General features: G+C 33.9%; 17 protein-coding genes. 13 read left to right on the top strand and 4 right to left on the bottom strand.

Going from position 1 to position 19,751, the window contains the following annotated elements:
• Nucleotides 1–71: 71 nt before the first annotated feature.
• The 5 genes from ACEWK1_RS16020 to ACEWK1_RS16000 all read left to right on the top strand — a co-directional run bounded on the left by ACEWK1_RS16020 (nucleotide 72) and on the right by ACEWK1_RS16000 (nucleotide 6,284).
• On the top strand, nucleotides 72–1,703 hold the full coding sequence (locus tag ACEWK1_RS16020; protein ID WP_212134147.1) for a PAS domain-containing sensor histidine kinase: 1,632 nt from the start codon (nucleotides 72–74) through the stop codon (nucleotides 1,701–1,703).
• 381 nt (nucleotides 1,704–2,084) lie between these two features.
• Nucleotides 2,085–2,489, top strand: coding sequence for a hypothetical protein (locus ACEWK1_RS16015; RefSeq protein WP_212134145.1), 405 nt, complete (start codon nucleotides 2,085–2,087; stop codon nucleotides 2,487–2,489).
• A 208-nt stretch (nucleotides 2,490–2,697) separates the two neighbouring features.
• Nucleotides 2,698–4,566 carry an electron transport protein gene (locus ACEWK1_RS16010; RefSeq protein WP_232273338.1) on the top strand — a complete coding sequence of 623 codons (1,869 nt, stop codon included), beginning with the start codon at nucleotides 2,698–2,700 and terminating at the stop codon, nucleotides 4,564–4,566.
• Between the two features lie 21 nt (nucleotides 4,567–4,587).
• Complete coding sequence (locus ACEWK1_RS16005) at nucleotides 4,588–5,724, top strand: alcohol dehydrogenase catalytic domain-containing protein (protein WP_212134143.1); 1,137 nt, start codon at nucleotides 4,588–4,590, stop codon at nucleotides 5,722–5,724.
• A 104-nt stretch (nucleotides 5,725–5,828) separates the two neighbouring features.
• On the top strand, nucleotides 5,829–6,284 hold the full coding sequence (locus ACEWK1_RS16000; protein WP_121662406.1) for a CoxG family protein: 456 nt from the start codon (nucleotides 5,829–5,831) through the stop codon (nucleotides 6,282–6,284).
• Between the two features lie 74 nt (nucleotides 6,285–6,358).
• Here ACEWK1_RS16000 and yyaC read toward each other — a convergent pair whose 3' ends face one another.
• Nucleotides 6,359–6,946, bottom strand: coding sequence for a spore protease YyaC (gene yyaC, locus ACEWK1_RS15995; protein WP_416636465.1), 588 nt, complete (start codon nucleotides 6,944–6,946; stop codon nucleotides 6,359–6,361).
• Between the two features lie 271 nt (nucleotides 6,947–7,217).
• Here yyaC and ACEWK1_RS15990 point away from each other — a divergent pair, with 271 nt between their 5' ends.
• Complete coding sequence (locus tag ACEWK1_RS15990) at nucleotides 7,218–7,937, top strand: metallophosphoesterase family protein (RefSeq protein ID WP_121662405.1); 720 nt, start codon at nucleotides 7,218–7,220, stop codon at nucleotides 7,935–7,937.
• 161 nt (nucleotides 7,938–8,098) lie between these two features.
• On the opposite strand, the gene ACEWK1_RS15985 is transcribed toward ACEWK1_RS15990, so the two are convergent.
• The 3 genes from ACEWK1_RS15985 to ACEWK1_RS15975 all read right to left on the bottom strand — a co-directional run bounded on the left by ACEWK1_RS15985 (nucleotide 8,099) and on the right by ACEWK1_RS15975 (nucleotide 10,119).
• Nucleotides 8,099–8,377: a hypothetical protein gene (locus tag ACEWK1_RS15985; RefSeq protein ID WP_098798989.1), complete on the bottom strand. Its 279-nt coding sequence runs from the start codon at nucleotides 8,375–8,377 to the stop codon at nucleotides 8,099–8,101.
• A 127-nt stretch (nucleotides 8,378–8,504) separates the two neighbouring features.
• Nucleotides 8,505–9,182 carry an NAD(P)H-dependent oxidoreductase gene (locus ACEWK1_RS15980; protein ID WP_212134141.1) on the bottom strand — a complete coding sequence of 226 codons (678 nt, stop codon included), beginning with the start codon at nucleotides 9,180–9,182 and terminating at the stop codon, nucleotides 8,505–8,507.
• A 100-nt stretch (nucleotides 9,183–9,282) separates the two neighbouring features.
• Complete coding sequence (locus ACEWK1_RS15975) at nucleotides 9,283–10,119, bottom strand: deoxyribonuclease IV (protein WP_121662403.1); 837 nt, start codon at nucleotides 10,117–10,119, stop codon at nucleotides 9,283–9,285.
• Between the two features lie 292 nt (nucleotides 10,120–10,411).
• Here ACEWK1_RS15975 and ACEWK1_RS15970 point away from each other — a divergent pair, with 292 nt between their 5' ends.
• The 7 genes from ACEWK1_RS15970 to ACEWK1_RS15940 all read left to right on the top strand — a co-directional run bounded on the left by ACEWK1_RS15970 (nucleotide 10,412) and on the right by ACEWK1_RS15940 (nucleotide 19,741).
• Nucleotides 10,412–11,599 carry an MFS transporter gene (locus tag ACEWK1_RS15970; protein ID WP_232273340.1) on the top strand — a complete coding sequence of 396 codons (1,188 nt, stop codon included), beginning with the start codon at nucleotides 10,412–10,414 and terminating at the stop codon, nucleotides 11,597–11,599.
• A gap of 596 nt (nucleotides 11,600–12,195) precedes the next feature.
• Complete coding sequence (locus ACEWK1_RS15965; RefSeq protein WP_098799007.1) at nucleotides 12,196–12,474, top strand: MerR family transcriptional regulator; 279 nt, start codon at nucleotides 12,196–12,198, stop codon at nucleotides 12,472–12,474.
• Between the two features lie 250 nt (nucleotides 12,475–12,724).
• On the top strand, nucleotides 12,725–13,891 hold the full coding sequence (locus ACEWK1_RS15960; protein WP_212134139.1) for an LL-diaminopimelate aminotransferase: 1,167 nt from the start codon (nucleotides 12,725–12,727) through the stop codon (nucleotides 13,889–13,891).
• Between the two features lie 371 nt (nucleotides 13,892–14,262).
• Complete coding sequence (locus tag ACEWK1_RS15955; RefSeq protein ID WP_121665021.1) at nucleotides 14,263–15,336, top strand: branched-chain amino acid aminotransferase; 1,074 nt, start codon at nucleotides 14,263–14,265, stop codon at nucleotides 15,334–15,336.
• A gap of 311 nt (nucleotides 15,337–15,647) precedes the next feature.
• Nucleotides 15,648–16,589, top strand: coding sequence for a VanW family protein (locus tag ACEWK1_RS15950; protein ID WP_212134137.1), 942 nt, complete (start codon nucleotides 15,648–15,650; stop codon nucleotides 16,587–16,589).
• Between the two features lie 735 nt (nucleotides 16,590–17,324).
• Nucleotides 17,325–18,140: a Cof-type HAD-IIB family hydrolase gene (locus ACEWK1_RS15945; protein ID WP_212134135.1), complete on the top strand. Its 816-nt coding sequence runs from the start codon at nucleotides 17,325–17,327 to the stop codon at nucleotides 18,138–18,140.
• Between the two features lie 257 nt (nucleotides 18,141–18,397).
• Nucleotides 18,398–19,741 carry a 5'-deoxyadenosine deaminase gene (locus ACEWK1_RS15940; RefSeq protein ID WP_212134133.1) on the top strand — a complete coding sequence of 448 codons (1,344 nt, stop codon included), beginning with the start codon at nucleotides 18,398–18,400 and terminating at the stop codon, nucleotides 19,739–19,741.
• The last annotated feature ends 10 nt before the right edge of the window (nucleotides 19,742–19,751 follow it).

Genomic DNA, 19,751 nt, shown 5'->3' with positions numbered 1-19,751 from the left:
CCTATTGGACTGCTCTTTTAATCTTTAGTACAATAAACTTTATGTATCCTTCAAATAAGGAGAAGTAAATCTTGAATAAATACAAAATTCTTATTGGTTATGTTTTGTTTAGTTTTATATGGATTTTAGTCACTGACAATGTATTGGTTACTATAAATATATCAAAGGAAGCTTTATTAGTATTTCAAAATATCAAGGGGTTTATTTTTGTTTTAATAACTAGTATTTTTATATACTATTTGGTCTTAAAAAGAGAAGCCTATAAAACGGAAAAACAAGAAAAGACTAAGCTATCATTGTTAATTAATTCGATGGTTGACTTTGTTAATTTTAAGGATGGAGAAGGCCGGTGGACGCGGGCAAATGATTTTGCTCTAAGGCTTTTTCAGATTGAAAACGTAAATTATATTGGGAAAAAAGATTCGGAGCTTGCTGAGTATACGGAATTTTATGCTGATGCACTTAGGTACTGTGAAACTTCAGATGAACAAGCTTGGTTGGAAGGAAAACCAAGTCGATGTATTGAAATTATCCCAATGCCTGATGGCACTACTAAAACCTTTGATACAATAAAGATCCCAAGTTTTTATGAAAATGGTTCACGAAAAGAATTAGTTGTAATGGGAAGAGATGTAACAGAAAAAGTAGAGGCTGAAAAGAAGCTTGCTGAAAGTGAACAACGATATAAATCACTGTTTGAGTTCAATCCTGAACTTGTTTATATGATCAATTTAGATGGCAAGCTTACCGATGTGAATGAACATTTTGTTCGTTTTACTGGTTTTGAAAAAGGGAAATTTATAAATAAATCAGTATTACCTTTAATAGCTAGTAAAGACCATTCTAGAGTTAGAGAGGCATTTAACAGCGTTATTTATCAACATACACCATGGATAAACGAGGAAATTGAACTGATTCAAAAAGATCGTTCAGTTAAAGTGTTAAGGTGTACGTCAATGCCAATGATTATTAATGATAAAACCGTAGGAATTATTGGCTATGCAGTCGACATTACAAAAGAAAAAGAAACAGAGCTATTGCTTCTTAAATCAGAAAAATTATCTGTAGTTGGAGAGTTAGCTGCAAGTGTTGCTCACGAAATACGGAATCCATTAACATCTTTAAAAGGCTTCGTCCAGATGCTTCAGGCAGATTCTACGAAAAATAAACATTATTATAATATTATGCTTGATGAACTAGAACGGATTAACATCATATCAAGCGAGTTATTAGTACTTGCCAAACCCCAAAAAATACAGTTTCAAAAGATAAACATAAACCATCTCTTAGCAGATGTTCAGCAATTACTAAAATCTGAAGCAAATTTATATGGTGTTACATTGGATGTAGAGGTTAACACATCGATTTCTTTAATTGATTGTGAGCCAAATCAATTAAAGCAACTCTTTATAAATATAATAAAAAATTCAATTGAAGCATCAGCAAATTATGTTACAGTTACAGTTGGAATGGCTAATAATCAGAGTATTGATATTACGTTTAAAGATAATGGCTGTGGCATTGATGAGGATCGGTTGCAGCATCTTGGTGAACCATTTTATTCTATGAAAGAAAAAGGGACTGGTCTTGGTCTGACTGTTAGTTATAGAATTGTTGAGTTTCATAAAGGAAAGATTTCATTCAAGAGTGTCGTGAATAAAGGCACTGAGGTGAATGTATTACTTCCAACGACAAAACCCTAATTTTTTAGGGTTTTTTATATCTCTAAAAATTATATGTTTATTTAAAACAGGAATTAAAAATCCACACATTATTTTTGAGTAGGGATAATATATAATAAAAGTTGCATTAGTCAAATTTTTTTAGTGAAACGCAAAATTTAGATCATAAATGAAAAATTTATAAAGAAAGGTAGGTTGTGTATATGGAAAAATCTCGTCGTTTAGAGAAATATGACAAGTTGTTTGTTCAAAAAAGGATTTATCGTTTTCTAATGTCATTTTTACCAGTTTTTGTAGCATTTTGCATTCTGTCATTTTTACAATATTTAGAATTATAATCACGAATTATTGTAAACACCGTATATTATTTATGTGCAATTTTATTAAAAGGAGCTGCTAGTAATGACACAATTATACTGTTATCCAATGTGTTATTGTCCGCCTTACTTCAATGCTGCAAGACAGATTCATCCATTTCCTTCTATTGCTAGTTATTCACCTTCAATAAGACAATATCCTGAAGTAGACCCGACGTTGTTAGAGCAATCAGCAAAGTCTATGCAAAAGTTGATGAAAGAAGCTAGTTTAGTATTAAACAAGTTGGCTGATTCAAAAGACTTTGCAACAAAAGTAATGTCTGCGGCACAACAATCGAATAAGAAAGAAGTGGATAAATTAATTCAATCAACTGGTATTAAATCAAAAGTTAATACTACTTTTAATCCAGATGGAATTAATATGAGACTTTCATCGGCAATTGGAGAAGCTGAATGCTGTCATTTAACCATTGCACTAAGGTGGCTTTAATCTCTCTTAAGTCATAAGGAGCAAAAATTCCTCTATCCTTTTTATATCCTCTAGGTTAAATCTTTAATGACTATAGCACTAATAAAGTTATGCTCCTTAGCTATATTATTAACTTCCATTTTTAAGCACATTGGTCGTATTTTACAATGAATAACTAACCTATTTAGATAAATATTAAGTACAAACATATGAAAAAAGGAGAATTATTTTGCGAAAAGCTATCCTCATATTATCTGTATTTATCATTGGATTAATAGGCGTTATTACATATTTTTCAATAGTAGGATTCCAATATGCTTATATCCCTCCTGATGAAATTGTTGACAATAAAGAATCAGACAAACTTCCCGATGTGAAAAATGTTTCTTACATACAGGATGAGAATTCTGAAGAGCTTATTAAGCTAGGGAAAAAGCTATTTTATGAAGAAACGTTTGGTAATGAAGTGTTTTTTTCAGATATTATGGGGATGTTTGATGGAACTTTCACCTTAACGAATGTAGGAAAAGCGATAGTAAAGTTAAACGGACAAGGAACTGATAATTTATTAGTGGAGGCCGCTGAAACAGTAAAAATTGGTGATCGGACAATAGAAAAGGGAGAGCTGATCGAAACAGGACTTGATGTACCAAAAGGTGCTCTCACTCCACTTGGTGTTAAATTCGTATATGAAAAGGGAAATATTAAAGCTGGGATTAGTTGTGCTGTTTGTCACTCCACACTAAACGAACAAAAAGAAGTTGTACATGGAATGACAAACAGTGATTTAAATATTGGTTTACTTGTAGCCATGGGTACTAATTCAGCATCGTATTTTTCACATACAGAGATGGAAAGTATAAAAGAATTTATTTCAACAAATGATCGACTAGTCGAAAGTACAAAAGGAGAAAAAGTTGCGCTTCCTGATATTGAACAACTAGAAGATTTTGTTGACAGAGAAGTCATGAAGTGGCCAAAAGGAAGTAATGATACAACCATTGATTTTAAAAATAACCCGGTACAAATAATAGATGTTTATACAAAAGGTGATCATCCGTATGGCTGGAGTGGACAAGGTCAAATTGGACCCTTTAAAGGACTAAGTGCTGCTATAAACAATGCTCATGCTCAAAATATGGATACACTTTCGCAAACATCAATTAGTAATGAAATATTAAAAATTGATAAAGAGCTTTATTTAGGTACTCTTCTTCAAAACGCAGCAAGGAAAAGGTATCGTTATGACCCGGAGTCTGAGGAAAAGCCTTCAGAGTTTTTTGCAAAAGTTGATCCTACACCCGGTGTGGATGGAGTAAACACACTAATCCCAGCACCTACTTATCCAAGACCTTCATATGTAACAAGTGTTGGATTATTTTCAAGTTCTAAAGGATATAAAGCTTGGGAGCAAAAAAATGCATTATCTGCTTTTATGAATTCATTGCATCCTCCTAAAACAACTATAAAATCAAATGAAAAAACAGTAGAAGAGGGACGAAAAGTTTTTGTGAAAGCAGGATGTATAGCGTGCCACGGAGGGAATTATTTAACGAATAATAAAATAATCCCTTCTGAAGAGATCAAAACGGATGATTCTAGAGCAAAGGGCTTTCAAGCAACAGAGAATTATTTTACCTTACCATCCATATATGATCCAAGTACACCAGTGCCATTGCCAGAAAATCCGGTTGTGCAAAAAATTCCGTTAACAGAAGAGCAAAGGGAACAGCTAAGGTTAGCTTGGGCCCATGGTGGAACAAATGGTGCTTATAAAACAATTAGCTTAATTGGTTTGAACTGGAGTGCACCTTATTTGCATGATGGAGGAGTTGCAGTTGGTAAAGACCTTGTGAATGAAATTGGTGTACCTGGGACGATTTTGAGGGGTATAAAACCTGATCCACGAAATAGTTTGTTGGCAATGATTGACTCCTCATTAAGAAAAAAGGTCATCAAGGTAAATAATGAAAATCACAATTTAAAAACGGCTCATGTAAGTGGAAAAGGACATGATTTCTGGGTTGACCCCACAACAGGATTTACAAAAGAACAGCAACAAGCACTGATTGATTATTTATTGAAGGTATCTGATTAAAAAAATGATGGAGGGCCAAGCATGAAGGCAGTCACATATCAAGGATTTATGGATGTTAAAGTAAAAGAAATGCCTAATCCTGTGATTAAACAAAATGATGACATTATTGTCAGAGTAACACATACCTCCATCTGTGGCTCTGATCGACACTTTTATCATGGAATGGTCCCAAGTATGGGAAAAGATTATATTATTGGGCACGAAGCAGTTGGAATTGTTGAGGAAATTGGTTCGCGCGTTCATAAAGTCAAAAAAGGTGATAAAGTAGCAATTGCATATAATATCGCATGTGGTGAATGTCTAAACTGCCAAAATAAGCTTGAGAGTCAATGCCTCGTATCGAACCCTGAAGGAGAAATTGGTGCATGTTTCGGCTGTTCTAGACTCTATGGTGATTATAGTGGCAGTCAGACTGAGTATGTACGTGTTCCTTTCGCTAATTTCGGCACTTTTAAAGTGCCGAAAAATAATTCCGTTCCTGATGAAGAACTATTATTATTAACAGATGCTCTTTCTACTGCTTATTGGGGTATAGATCAAGCAGGTGTGAAAAAAGGAGATACAGTCATTATATTAGGTTGTGGTCCCATTGGTCTTCTCACCCAAAAGCTTGCATGGTTTAGAGGAGCTAAACGTGTTATTGCAATTGACCATGTTCCATATCGACTCGAACATTCAAAAAAATGGAATAATACAGAAGTGTTTAATTTTAACCAACATAAGGATCTTGAGCACCATATTAAGGAGATAACAAAAGGTGGAGCTGATGTTGTGATCGACTGTGTTGGAATGAGTGGGAAGATGACTCCGACAGAAATGGTAGAAACAGCCCTTCGTTTACAGGGAGGCGCTCTTGGTGCGATCGAACTAGCAAGCCAGCTTGTTCGTTCGGGAGGTGTCATTCAACTTATTGGGATATATGGACTAAGATATAATCAATTTCCGTTAGGAGACTTATTTGCAAGGAATATTACCTTAAAAATGGGTTTAGCTTCTGTTATACATATCATGCCATTTTTATATGAACTTCTCCAAAGTAAGCAGATTTCTATAAATGATGTTATTACACACACTTTACCTTTAGATAAGGCAGAGCATGCTTACAGGATTTTTAATAGCCATAAAGAGAAATGTTTGAAAATTATTTTAAAACCTTAAGAAGAGACAATGATGTCTCTTTTTTTGTATTGCATAATGTACAGCCCTTATTGAATAAGTAAAAGTAAACAAGTTAATTTTTTAAAAGAAGGGAGAAATAAGAGATGCCAAGTGATTTATATAAGGTAGAAGTAGATCAGCCGATTAAGGCTATATGGGAGTTTGTTAGTGTAATGGACCATTGGGCACCACTTGTACCGGGTTATATTGAACATGAAATAATAAACGATTCAGAATCAACTTGGAAATTCAAAACAGATTTAGGTGTAATAAAGAAAAAAATTCATTTGAAAGTCGATATTACAGACTGGATTGAGCCCAAAAAAGTCATGTTTAACTTAACGGGTATAAATGAGAAGATCATTGGAAGTGGTTACTTTGAAGCGGAGGAAATCTCAGCGAAAAAAACAATGATGTTAGGGTATCTGGATATCACACCTGAAGGAAAAATGGCAAAAATGATTAATTCTAAATTAAAGAAAAGTTTATCGGAAATTACACAAGAATTAACAGAAGCTATTGTAGAAAAAATTGAAAAAAAGGAAAATGTTCTTCGATAATATCGTAATGCTCAAACCAAAAACAGAAGCAAGATGTTTGTCTCTGTTTTTGGTCTTACATAATTACATTAGAGTCATATAGGATAATTTGAAGGATATCGGAAATATTGTCTTACTGCAAGACAAATTCCTTTTGCAATTGTTATTGTCATCGTATAGATAAGGTGTAGGTTTGTATGAAACAACGAAGAGTGTAGGGAGGAATCGTTTTCCTGAATAACACCCATAATACTGCAATCTCCAATGGCAGGGAGTTTTTTCCCTAGTCCCTCTCCTGGTCGTAATGACCCTTTTCGGATAGCAATGCTATTTACGATTTTTCTCGAACCAAGTACACTGTCAATAGCAATTATAAAGCTATTATTAGGCAGAGAGATGCTTCCATACTCTTTTTCTAGCGTTAAGGCATCCAATGGGAATTGCAGGTTTCCTAACACTGTTAAATGGTTTGGAAATTTTTCATTTAAAAGAGTTCCAACAAATGGACCCAGACTATCACCACTAATTTGATTTGAGCCAATTCCAATAACATATATATGCTCTGTACCTTGTGGAATAAGAGTAAATAAAGAGTTTCGAATATATAATGGAGCTAACTTATCATTATACGGAAAAACTCCTTCTAACATTGAATTCTTACTATCTGAACTTTGATCTATCATAGATCCCCCTCCCACATCCCTAAAAATTAAGCGGTAACAAATTAATTTGTTTACATATAAAACTATGTTAAATGACAATTCTTTTAAATATATCAAAATTCCTTCTTGATATTGATAAAAGTAATTAGTAATTTTTTGCATTTTTTATTCGGAATAAGTAAGATAAGTCTTACATAATAAGAATAAACTAGAGAGTAATTCCCGAGCGTATACATGTTAGAAGTGTACATGATATGATTTACACAACAATGTTTTAAGAGAGGGATTATAGATGAAAATAGCATTTATTTCAGATATTCACGGAAATGCAGTTGCTCTTGAAGCTGTCTTACGTGATTTGAAAAAGAAGGAAATTAATAAAGTATATGTACTAGGTGATATTTGTTATCGTGGACCTGAACCGGAGAAATCTTTATCTTTAGTACGTAATTTACATACAAAGGTCATAAAAGGAAATGCAGATGAATGGGTTGTTCGGGGAGTTAATGAAGGTGAAGTAGCTACACAAGCTCTTGAGATCATGAATAGAGAGCGAGACTGGACTTTTGAACGTTTGGAATCAGGAGATATTGACTATTTAAATACACTCCCACATTCTCTTGCTTTTGAAGAAAATGGGGTTAAAATTCATGCATTCCATGCAACACCAAACAGTTTATTTGATATTGTATCACCTGAGACAAAAGATGAAGACATAAAAGAAAAACTAATGTCTAAGGTTGATTCACATATATATGTTTATGGTCACATTCATAAGCCATATATACGTTACATAAATGGTAAAGTTGTTATGAATGTAGGCAGTATTGGCCTTCCATTTGATGGTTTAGCAAAAGCTTCCTACGGCTTGCTTAAGATAAATGAAAGTGGAATTAGTACATCAATTGAGCGGGTTGATTATGATGTTGAGAAGGTTATAAAACAATATCAAGATTCAGGATATCCTAATGCTAAGATGATGATAAATATTTTAAAAAATGCAAGCTTATAGGAAAGATTATTTCTCGGGAAAGCGCATAACTTGACATTTTAAAATATGAGAGTGTCGGAATATGGAGAGGGAAACTGCTAGTTAGTACTTATCCCTAAAAAGAGACAAGAAAAAGGATCAATCTCTATATATAGACTGATCCTTTTTTCTTGGTTACTTAATTACCACAATAAGAAGGGAAGTAAAGTAAGAGCAGTAAATCCGCCATACGGATATCTTACAAAAGGTCTTCTTCTGAATGGACGTGGACCGTAAAAAGGTCTTGGAGCAAAAAATCCGTATCCATATTCACTTTGATTTTCAGGGGAATGATATTCTTCTATTTCAATCCCGTTGTCATCAATATTCGCTACTCTTCCAACAACCCATTGATTTTCTTTATTTTTAAAACGTACCATCTTACCCTCATATTGCTTTTTCATTTCATTGATGTTTGACATCATTAGCACTCCTTTTAATGGAATGCTATAGTGTATGAAGACATATATTTTTTGATAGGGCTAATTACTAGATTAATTTGTCTATTTATTAAAAGTATCTAATAAACAAGATGTTCTACTTTACAAATTAATCAATAAATTGAACAATATCTTCCATCGATTTTCTTGTTTTTGGTCGAGGATCTTTTGCACGATATCCGAACGCAACCATTACGGAAACAGCTAGATGACCATCTTCTAATAACTCTTCCTCTTCTAATATTTTTTGGACTTTATCAAAATCAAATCCTTCGATTGGGCATGAATCAATTCCTATTAAAGCTGCGGCCGTCATCATATTTGCCAATGCAATATACGTTTGTTTACTTGCCCAGTCAAACATTGTTCGATCATTTTCTAGTAGCTTGAGATCATGTTCCTGAAAGTTTTTATAGCGCTCTTTAATTTGATCAAACAATTCTGGTGGGAATTGTTTTACGTTTAGCATCTGATTTTTCACATAATCTGAATCGTATTTTGTATCTTTTATTGTTCTTGCAAGGATAATCACAAAATGGCTCGCAGTTGGGAGCTGTCCTTGTGCCCCCCATGAAACTTCTCTTAACTTCTCTCTTAACTCTGGGTTTTGTACAACAAGAAATTTCCAAGGTTCATATCCAACTGAGCTTGGGGATAGCCTCGCAGTTTCCAATATATAGCGAAAATCATCTTCTGATATTGTTTTATTTGGATCAAATTCTTTTGTTGCATGACGTGAGCGAAATGCTTCAAGAATAGTTTCTTTTGTCATCGTTTTTTCTGTCATGATTAAATATCCTCCTTTTATGTATTTCACGTAAAAAAGTATAGATGATAGGTCGAGAATTGAAAAATAGTTTGCTCAAATAATAAAAAGGTCTAGCTATTTAAGTCTGAATGAATTGATATAACATTGATATTTCTTCTTGATGAGTAATTCCTTCATCAGAAGGGGTCTCTAGAACAAAGGGAATATCTGAAAGATTAGGTAACTGAAATAGATTTTTAAAGCACTCTTTTTCAATGTATCCATTTTTAAATATATTCGCATGGCGATCTTTACCGGAGCCAAGTTCATACTTTGAATTATTTAGATGGACTGCTTTTAGGGAATTTATATAGCCCAATTCTGATGCTTTGCCCCACAATTCTTCTTGATTCTTTCCGGACCAAAGTCCACTTGCATAAGCATGACAGGTATCTAAACAAAATCCAATTTTTTCAGGATAATCGGTTAAGTTCCGAACCTGGACAAGCTCCTCTAATGTTGTGCCTAGTGCTCCTGATTTCCCTGCGTTATTCTCGAGTAAAATAAGAGTTTGTCCGTTCCACTTCCTTAGAATAAGATTAAGCATCTCGATCATTAATTGATAACTGGCGAGTGGGTCAGTTTTACTAATTTGACTTCCAAAATGAACAACGACTCCAATTGAGCCACAACAATCAGCAATTTCTAAGTCATTAAGAAGAGAATCAATTGTTAGGTCTTTTTTATCTATTGTAGGTGTTAAGCTTGTTGGGTAAGGGGTATGGGCAATTGAAACAAGATTGTTTTCAACACAAAATTCATGACAGAGCTTTGCATCTTGCCGATTAAATTCCTTCACAGTTAAACTTCTTGGATTTTTAGGGAAATATTGAAATGCTTTGCCACCAATGCTATCCATATATTTAGCTGCTGCAAAATATCCATTCCGAATACTAACATGGCTACCAAATCTCATATAAGCTCCATTCTTTTAAAAAGTTTTTATTTTTCTCCGGCTTCATTCATAAGGAAAAGCTTAAATCAGTAGTCGTTAAAATAATATATAGAGGTATCTTTTTATTATTTTTAAAATAATTAACTTTATTCTCAAATAGAATAGTAAGAACGGTATGCATCTCTTGAAGCAACCTTTGAGCGAAAGAATCATATGAGTTGAAATAAGAGTTAGTAAAGAATAACCTTGAAGAGTAGGATACAAGTTAACTTAGTTAAATTTTCATTTGAAAAATGAGAAAAGGAGGGCTTTTTTGGATCAACAAGCTAATACAAACGGAATTACATTACATAAAGAAAAGATTTGGACACGGGATTTTGTATTGATTTGTTTATCAAACTTTTTCATCTTTCTCGGGTTTCAGATGACGTTACCAACTATTCCACTTTTTGTTAAGGAGCTTGGCGGAAATGATCAGTTAATTGGAGTTGTTGTTGGAATATTTACATTTTCTGCATTGCTTGTAAGATCATATGCTGGTCACGCTTTGGAATCAAAAGGAAGAAAGTTTGTTTATTTAACCGGCTTAATTATTTTTATCATTTCTGCAGGTTCGTTCGGATTTCTACCTACTATTGCTTTTTTATTTTTTATGAGAGTTATTCAAGGTATTGGCTGGGGTTTTTCAACTACAGCCTCTGGCACAATTGCTAGTGATATTATCCCTCCTAAGCGACGTGGAGAAGGAATGGGTTACTACGGTTTATCTGGTAATATCGCTTTGGCATTTGGTCCTTCTCTAGGACTCAGTTTGGTAGGAATGATAACATTTAAACAATTATTTGTTATTTGTGCTTTTTTAGGGATTGTAGCATTAATTCTGTCTTCACGAATACAGTATAAACAGGTGGAAAAGTCACAGCAAACAATAAAGAAAGATAAATGGGATTTTTATGAAAAAAGTGCACTTCAGCCAGCCATGCTTTTGTTTTTTATTACTGTAACATTTGGAGGAATTGCATCTTTCTTACCTTTATATGCTGAACAAAAGGGAATATTAGGGATTCAATGGTATTTCCTTGTATTTGCTATTGCTCTAATGGCATCAAGAACGTTCGCAGGAAAAATATATGATCGTAAAGGCCACCGGGCTGTTTTTATTCCAGGAGCCGTATTCATTATGATCGCAATGATCTTGTTGTCATGGCTCCCAAGCACAACCATTTTATTAACAGCTGCAGTATTGTATGGAATTGGATTTGGTTCTGTTCAACCGGCACTTCAAGCATGGTCAATTGAAAAAGCACCTAAAAATAGGAGAGGGATGGCAAATGCAACTTTTTTTTCATCCTTTGATCTTGGAGTTGGAATTGGTGCACTTTTATTTGGGCAAATTGGTCATGTTTTTGGTTATCATACAATCTACCAAACATCAGCTATTTCAGTTAGTATCTCAATTATTTTATATATTGTACTTCTTGTCAGAAAGACAAAAAGTTAGTATGTGGGAAAACCTACCATCCTATTGGATGGGAAAAGGGATGTTTTAAATAATGTGTAAGATTATCTCACAAACACCTTTTAATGCATGAATTTTCTGATAATATTAATTTAAATAGATTATTCGGAAGAAGGTTGATCATATGACAGTAATAGAATTAAGAGAAAATATTATTAAAAAAGTAGCGGAAGATTTTAATATATCTCTTGAACAGGCAAAGGACCTTATTAATAGCAGCTTTGAAATTGGGGAGCCTGAATGATTCAAAAAATACTGAAAAGCGGTTTATATTGCTTTCAGTGTGAAGTGTTTTTAGAAAACGACAAGATGGAAGATTGGGAATGCTGGTGTAACAGAAGTTACTGTGAAAAAGCAGATATTACTATAAATGTTCATTCTCATTCCGGATCTATAGAAAAAGACATCTAGATGGAGATGTCTTTTTCTATAGATTTTTTATAAAATTCTGTAAATTAATCTTGTTGGAAAACGCTTCCTATTGGTAAAGTAATGAAGAGATCAGAAAATAACGTACAAAAACCGGGGGCGTTTCTTTGGATAAGACGAAATCATATCGTGATAAAAAAGTGATATCAATGGGTACTGTGTGTGAATTGACCGGGTTGTCAGAAAGAAGAATCCGCTATTACGAGGAAAGAAAATTAATTTTTCCAGATCGTACGTCAACTGGATTTCGTAAGTATTCTTTTTCTGATATTGAGAAATTAATGGACATTGCTGAAAAGGTGGAGGAAGGCGTTCAAACCGACGAAATCCGTAGAGACTACAAAAAGAAAGAAACTGATGCTGATCTTAAGAAAAAAATGATTCGCGGTCAATTAAACTCTCATTTTCAAAGAAGTGGCTTTAAGTAAGGGGAAAAATAAAATGTTCTAATTTAGGATGCTCAACAAACAGCATTCTTTTTTATTTTGGATATTCAAGTATGAAGCAAGTGGAAAAAAGCTCGAATGTTTCATTTTATGCAAAACTTTACAATTGAAAAAAACGATTAAAAATTCAACTATTTCAAAAGATTTAAACTTCATTATTCCCGTATAACGTTTAGTTATGATACACTTATTTTCAGAAAAATGAGAACTTGCGATATAAGTGGGGTATAAAATGACTATTACATTATCAAATAAAATGAGCTTTTTTAAGCCTTCTATTTTTAGTGAGCTTGCACAATATAAACAGAGAAAAATAAGTGAAGGTGCACCGATTATTGATTTAAGTATTGGTAGCCCGGATTTGGCTCCACCATCTTTTATTACCAATGCTTTATCTAAAGAAGTGTTGAAATCAGATCAATATGGCTATTCTTTAACTGGAACTAATGAGTTTAATAGAGCAGTTTCTTCTTTTTATCATAGAAACTATAAAGTGGAGTTGGACTCAATAGAAGAGGTGCTATTATTAATGGGTTCTCAGGACGGACTTGTTCATTTTCCAATGGTTTTTGCAAATCCAGGGGATGTGATTTTAGTGCCGGATCCAGGTTATACTGCATACGCTGCTGGAATTGCGATGGCTGGGGCAACTCCTTATTTTATGCCATTGAAAAAGGAAATGAATTTTTTGCCTGATTTATCAATTATTCCTTCTGAGGTGGCTGAAAAAGCGAAGTTGATGATCTTGAATTTTCCTGGTAATCCGGTTCCCGCATTAGCTGATATAGAATTTTTTGAAAAAGTCGTTGCATTTGCTAAAAAATTCAATATACTCGTCCTACATGATTTTGCATACTCTGAGCTTTATTTTGAAGAAAAGAAGCCAGTAAGTTTTCTTTCGATCGAAGGAGCAAAAGACATTGGAGTTGAGATGTCTTCATTTTCAAAAAACTATAATATGGCAGGTACTCGAATTGGCTTTCTTGCTGGTAATAAAGAAATGGTACAAGCAATGAATCAATTGAAAAGCAATTTGGATTATGGTGTGTTTTTACCAATTCAAAAGGCTGCAATCCTTGCTCTTGAAGAGGGTGCTCACTTTTGTGAAGAAAGTAGACAGGTGTACCAAGAACGCCGAGATACTTTAGTTGAAGGTTTAAATGAATTAGGTTGGACCATAACAAAGCCTGATGCAGGTATGTTTATTTGGGCTGAAGTTCCTACGGGCTTCAGTTCGACAGAGTTTACTTATGAACTTATTGACAAAGCACATGTTGTTGTAACGCCTGGACATGCATTTGGTCCAACTGGTGAAGGGTATGTAAGGATTGCTCTTGTTCAGGATGTAGAAAAGTTAAAGAAGGTTATTACCTCAATAAAGAATGCGAATATCTTATAGATTCTCATCAATTAATAGTGAGGGACCCATGAGCTTTTTAACAACACAAAAAGAACATTAATAACAATCGAACAAGTGGAATAAGATATTTTATATAAAAGAGTGGGAAGGCTACCCACTCTTTTTGATTGGATTAAATACCAAGAATAAAAATTTTTCTATAGAAAAATAACTTTAATATTGGGCTGAAATAATATTTTTATTGATTATTTTGAATCTTTTGTCGAAAAACAGTTGTTAACTGCTCCATGAAAGTTATAAAATAGTGAAATATAGAAAGTTTGATTAGATACCTTTTGTAAAATGATCAGAGGTTAGTTCTAGAAAATGATAACTTCTTTAAATTTTGTTGATTGGGAGAGTTTAAAATGATGACAAAAACAAAAATTGATGTAACACTTAGTACAACACGAAAAGAAAAGCCCAAATCAGATCAGTTAGAGTTTGGCCGCGTTTTTACTGATCATATGTTTGTAATGGATTATAGTCCAGCAAAAGGATGGCATGATCCAAAAATTGTTCCATATGAACCAATTACACTTAGTCCAGCTTCAATGGTCTTCCACTACGGACAAACAGTATTTGAAGGGTTAAAGGCATATCGTACGGAAGATGATAAAGTATTATTGTTCAGACCTGAGAAAAATATGGAAAGACTTAACTTATCAAATGATCGACTTTGTATCCCTCGAATTGATGGCGAGTTTGTTATTGAGGCCCTAAAACAACTTGTTTCGATTGAAAAGGATTGGATTCCTACTGCGGAAGGAACATCTCTTTATATTAGACCATTTATTATCCCAACTGAGTATTACTTAGGGGTAGCTCCATCGAAGTTTTATCGATTTATGATAATTCTTTCTCCTGTAGGTTCGTATTATAAAGAAGGAATTCATCCGGTAAAAATATACGTTGAGAACCATTACGTTCGTGCTGTAGAAGGTGGAACAGGGAAAGCTAAAACCGGCGGTAACTACGCTTCAAGCCTAAGAGCCCAAGAAGAGGCTGCGCAAAAGGGCTACTCACAAGTTTTATGGTTAGATGGAGTTGAAAAGAAATATATAGAAGAAGTAGGAAGTATGAATATTTTCTTTAAAATTAATGGGGAAGTTGTCACACCTGAAGTAAATGGTAGTATTTTAGAGGGAGTAACAAGAAGATCAATCCTAGAATTACTAAAATCATGGGAAACTCCTGTTTCTGAGCGAAAAATATCAATGGAAGAAGTGTACCAAGCATATAAAGATGGACAATTAGAAGAGGCTTTTGGTACTGGTACTGCAGCAGTTATTTCTCCAATTGGTGAATTCTTATATGACGATAATAAAATTGTGATTAATAACGGAGAAACTGGTGAATTATCTAAAAAACTTTATGATACATTAACTGGCATACAAAAAGGTACGAAACAGGATCCATTTAATTGGGTTACTGAAGTAAACTAATTAGTTAAAAAGGTTAATTCAACAAACTAAGCTGTTCTAAGTTTTGTAACCACTCACTTTGCAAACGGGAACTATTGTTGAATTGGCCTTTTTTGTTTTAAACAAAAAAGAATGATAAATTTTACATCCCATTTGGAAAAAATATGAAACATTTTCCCTTAATTAAACGTCTTACTAATGAGAAGAATATTAACTCATATATATTGTTTAGGAAAATTTTAACAAATATTAGGATATTTTGATTAAGTGAAAAATATATATGAGAATATAATAAGTGGTAAAGAAAATTTAATGGGAAATGTGGGAGAGTTATGCGTAAGAAATATGTTTCAACGTTGATTTTCTTGTTCATGATGACGGGTTGTAGTTCGAATGTAGTTAGTGGCAATGAAAAAGATGAACCTTTACCAGTGAAGAGCTTGGCAATGAATAGTTTTCAATTAGCAGAGAAACAAGTGGAATTTCAAGTTCAATTGCTGCATCCTGACACACAAAAAATATTATATTCCTTTTCTCCTTCACTAAATCAAGAGTCGGAAGCTTATGAGGAAGAAGTCAGGCAAGTTGCGAAGGACTTAGCTGAAAGTCTTGATCAACCGATGATACCGGTGAAGTATACGGGCAATGGTGGCTTAACAGGAGGAACAAGTCGTGTTCTTTTAGATGAAGAAAAATTAGTTGATATGTTATTGAATGTTCATGCGCTTGATAAAACATTAGATCTACCTATAGAAGTGATGTCACCGAATGTATCAGCAGAAACTGTAAAAAATATTGACGAAGTAGTTATTGGCCATTATAAAACATCTTTTAATCCCAACGTAGCTGGTCGATCACAAAATATATTTTTATCAGCAAATGAGATTAATCAAATTGTATTGGGTCCAGGTGATCGCTTTTATTTTAATTTAGTTGTTGGTGAGCGTACTGCAGCAAGAGGCTATCAAAAAGCAAAAGAAATTGTAGATAAAGAATTCGTTGAAGGAATTGGTGGGGGTATTTGTCAGACTTCCTCTACTTTATATAATGCAGTTGCAAATGCAGGATTGGAAGTTTTAGAAGTTAACTCACATACAAGATCTGTTGGCTATGTTCCTACCGGGAAGGATGCAACAGTATCCTGGGGAGGTCCAGATTTTAAATTTATGAATAACAAAGACTTCCCAGTTATGATTAAAACATTTGTGAATAAACAATCTGGAACAATAGAGGTTCAAGTAGTTGCTTCAAAGCATGATGCATCAAGGGTTTAATAGCTTAACACAAACTGGTTTGTAAGTATCTAACTGGTTCGGTTCCGTATACAAAAACTAAATTAGCCCACCAATTAGCAGCCTTATCACAACTGAGTAAGACTGCTAATTTTTTGTTGATATATTGGAGGTTAACAAAATGGACGGTAAATTAAAATGGTGACATAAATCAAGCTCTTTGTTATTCCAATTGGTATCCTGAAAATGATATTTATCTACCAGGGGTGGAGGATGATGGTGATTGAAGCGCGGATAAATAAAGAAGGCCTTGTTGAATTGAGTAACGGATAGTTTAAATAAGTGGAATTTTTACGGTTAGACTGAAGAATGGAACTCGGTTTGGATGATATAAGCGGATATATTCCGGTTAAGCAAAGTGAAATGGTCCATCTTCACCTTTTTAGATAAAATAAAAGGAACCTTTCCGTCTATTAAATCTCTTTTTTGTGCTTTTTCCTCAATAAGAGGAATTTCTCCGCTTATTTTCGTGTGATTTACTTATCAAATTGCCTTTTAATCCTAGTACGAATTACTCTATGTTAATTTTTATTTTCTTCAAATCAGAACTCGTTAGTGGATGTTAGACCAGTATTTTTATTTGTTGATAAGAGTTAAAGCGGGGCTCTAATGATTAATATAACATTAATTTTGAATTCCGGAATGTTTCTTTCCCTTAAGCCTCTTTTTATAGTAGGATATGAATATAGTGATCTATGTATAGAAAGGACTTAAAACATGACATATAAAATGATTGTATTAGATTTGGATGATACGTTATTATGTGACGATCATTCGATATCACCTCGTACAAAAGAGGCGTTAATGAGAGCGCAAGAACAAGGTGTGAAAGTGGTTTTAGCATCAGGTCGTCCTACTTTTGGAATGAGAGAGTATGCAAATGAATTATTACTACATCAGTATGGAAGCTATATTCTATCTTTTAATGGTGGTAAAATCATTAATTGCTCTTCAAATGAAGAAATGTTCAGCAGTACATTAAGTGCAGAATCTGTTCATCAATTGTTTGACATAAGCCGTCGTGAAAATGTATTTATTCATACATATATAGGTGATGAAATTATTACGATGGATGAAAATCCTTTCACGAAAAAAGAATCTACTTTAACCGGATTACCTATTAAGATGGTATCAGACTTTGTACAGTCAGTAACTGTGCCAGTAGTAAAAACATTAATGGTAGCGGAGCCAGATGTACTTAAGGATGTTGAAAAGAAGTTGCAGAAAGAATTAGACGAACAATTTTCAATCATGCGCTCAAAGCCGTATTTCCTGGAGTTTACTGAAAAAGGTGTTACAAAGGGAACAAGCTTACATCAACTAATTCAAAAATGTGGCATTAAACAGGAAGAAGTTATTGCAATTGGAGATAGTTATAATGACATATCCATGATTGAGTTTGCAGGTCTTGGAGTTGCAATGGGAAATGCTCCTCAAGAAATTAAAGATCTGGCAAATTTTGTTACAGATACGAATATGAATGATGGAGTCGCAAAGGTAGTAGAAGATTTTATTCTAAATGTTACTGTTTAAGTAGTGATAAGGGTTGCTTACAATCATGTAGGCAACTCTTTTTTATTTCAGCTGAATAATAGAAAATACTTTCATTTAAAACTCTCTGTGAGAATTTCTGACATAAATGTAACAATAATTTACAATTGAGGATATAATTTAGCTAATTTAATAGATGAGAATGAATGTTTCTCTAGAAAGCAAGCTTTGTGTATTTATGATTGTTAGATTTAGTAACAAGGTGTTGGGATTGTCAGGTAGGTGGGAGGCGGAACTTAGTGGAAATTTTAATTAAAAATGCTGAAATCATAACGATGAATGAAAAAAGTGAAATTTTGCACGGAGATCTTTTAATAAGGGATGACCGAATTGTTGCAATAGAGGATAAAATTGAGAATGTGACTCCGGATAAAATGATTGATGCAACAGGGAAGACGGTTATTCCTGGTTTAATTCAAAGTCATATTCATCTTTGTCAAACACTGTTTCGCGGGCAGGGTGATGATTTAGAGCTTTTAGACTGGCTCTCCAAAAAGATCTGGCCCCTTGAAGCTGCGCATGACGAGGAATCAATTTACTATTCAGCTATGCTTGGTCTAGGAGAATTAATTAGAAGTGGAACAACATCCATAATCGATATGGAAACAGTTAGGCATACCGAATATGCTTTTCAAGCTATAGCAGAAAGTGGAATTAGGGCTATAGCTGGTAAAGTTATGATGGATCAAGGAGCAAATGTTCCATCAATTTTATTAGAAAATACTAGTTCTTCCATACAAGAAAGTGTTGACCTATTAGAAAAATGGCATCTGTTTGACAATGGTCGTATTCATTATGCATTTTCACCACGGTTTGTTATTTCATGTTCAGAAAAGATGTTAACGCAAGTAAGGGATTTATCTCAGCAGTATCAAGTAATGGTACACACCCATGCATCAGAAAATCAAACAGAAATAGAAATGGTTGAACGTGAGCGAGGAATGAGAAATGTTGTTTATTTGGATCATATCGGCTTAGCAAATCCCAGATTATTACTAGCTCATTGCATTTGGCTCGACGAACAAGAGAAAAGAATTATTCGTGATAGAGGAGTAAAGGTAAGTCATTGTCCTGGCTCAAATTTAAAGCTTGCTTCTGGAGTGGCAAATACTCCTGAGATGCTTGATCAAGGAGTATTTCTAAGTATTGGTGCTGATGGTGCACCTTGTAACAATAATCTTGATATGTTCAATGAAATGAGGTTAACAGCACTTATTCAAAAGCCAGACCATGGTCCAACGGCTATGGATGCAAAAAAAGTATTCAAAATGGCAACGATGGGGGGAGCAGCTGCAATGGGAATGGAAAAAGAGATTGGTAGCTTAGAAGTCGGGAAAAAAGCTGATGTTGTGATATTAGACTTAAATGATTTTCATACGTATCCTTCAACAGAGGTTGATCCTATTTCAAGAATTGTCTATTCAGCAACGAGAGCAGATGTAGAAACATCGATCATTAATGGAAAAATTGTGATGGAAGACCAACGTTTACTAACAATTGATAAATCAATTGTGCTAAAAGAAGCAAATTCTTCTATTCAGCGATTAGTACGAAGAATATCGAGAGTCGATACGATGATTTAATAGAGAGGGA

The sequence above is a fragment of the Metabacillus sp. YM-086 genome (assembly GCF_048059995.1).
Classification (GTDB): Bacteria; Bacillota; Bacilli; order Bacillales; family Bacillaceae; genus Metabacillus; species Metabacillus litoralis_B.
The sequence above is the reverse complement of the archived record's forward strand: the minus strand, read 5'-3'. Positions and strand labels throughout refer to the sequence as shown.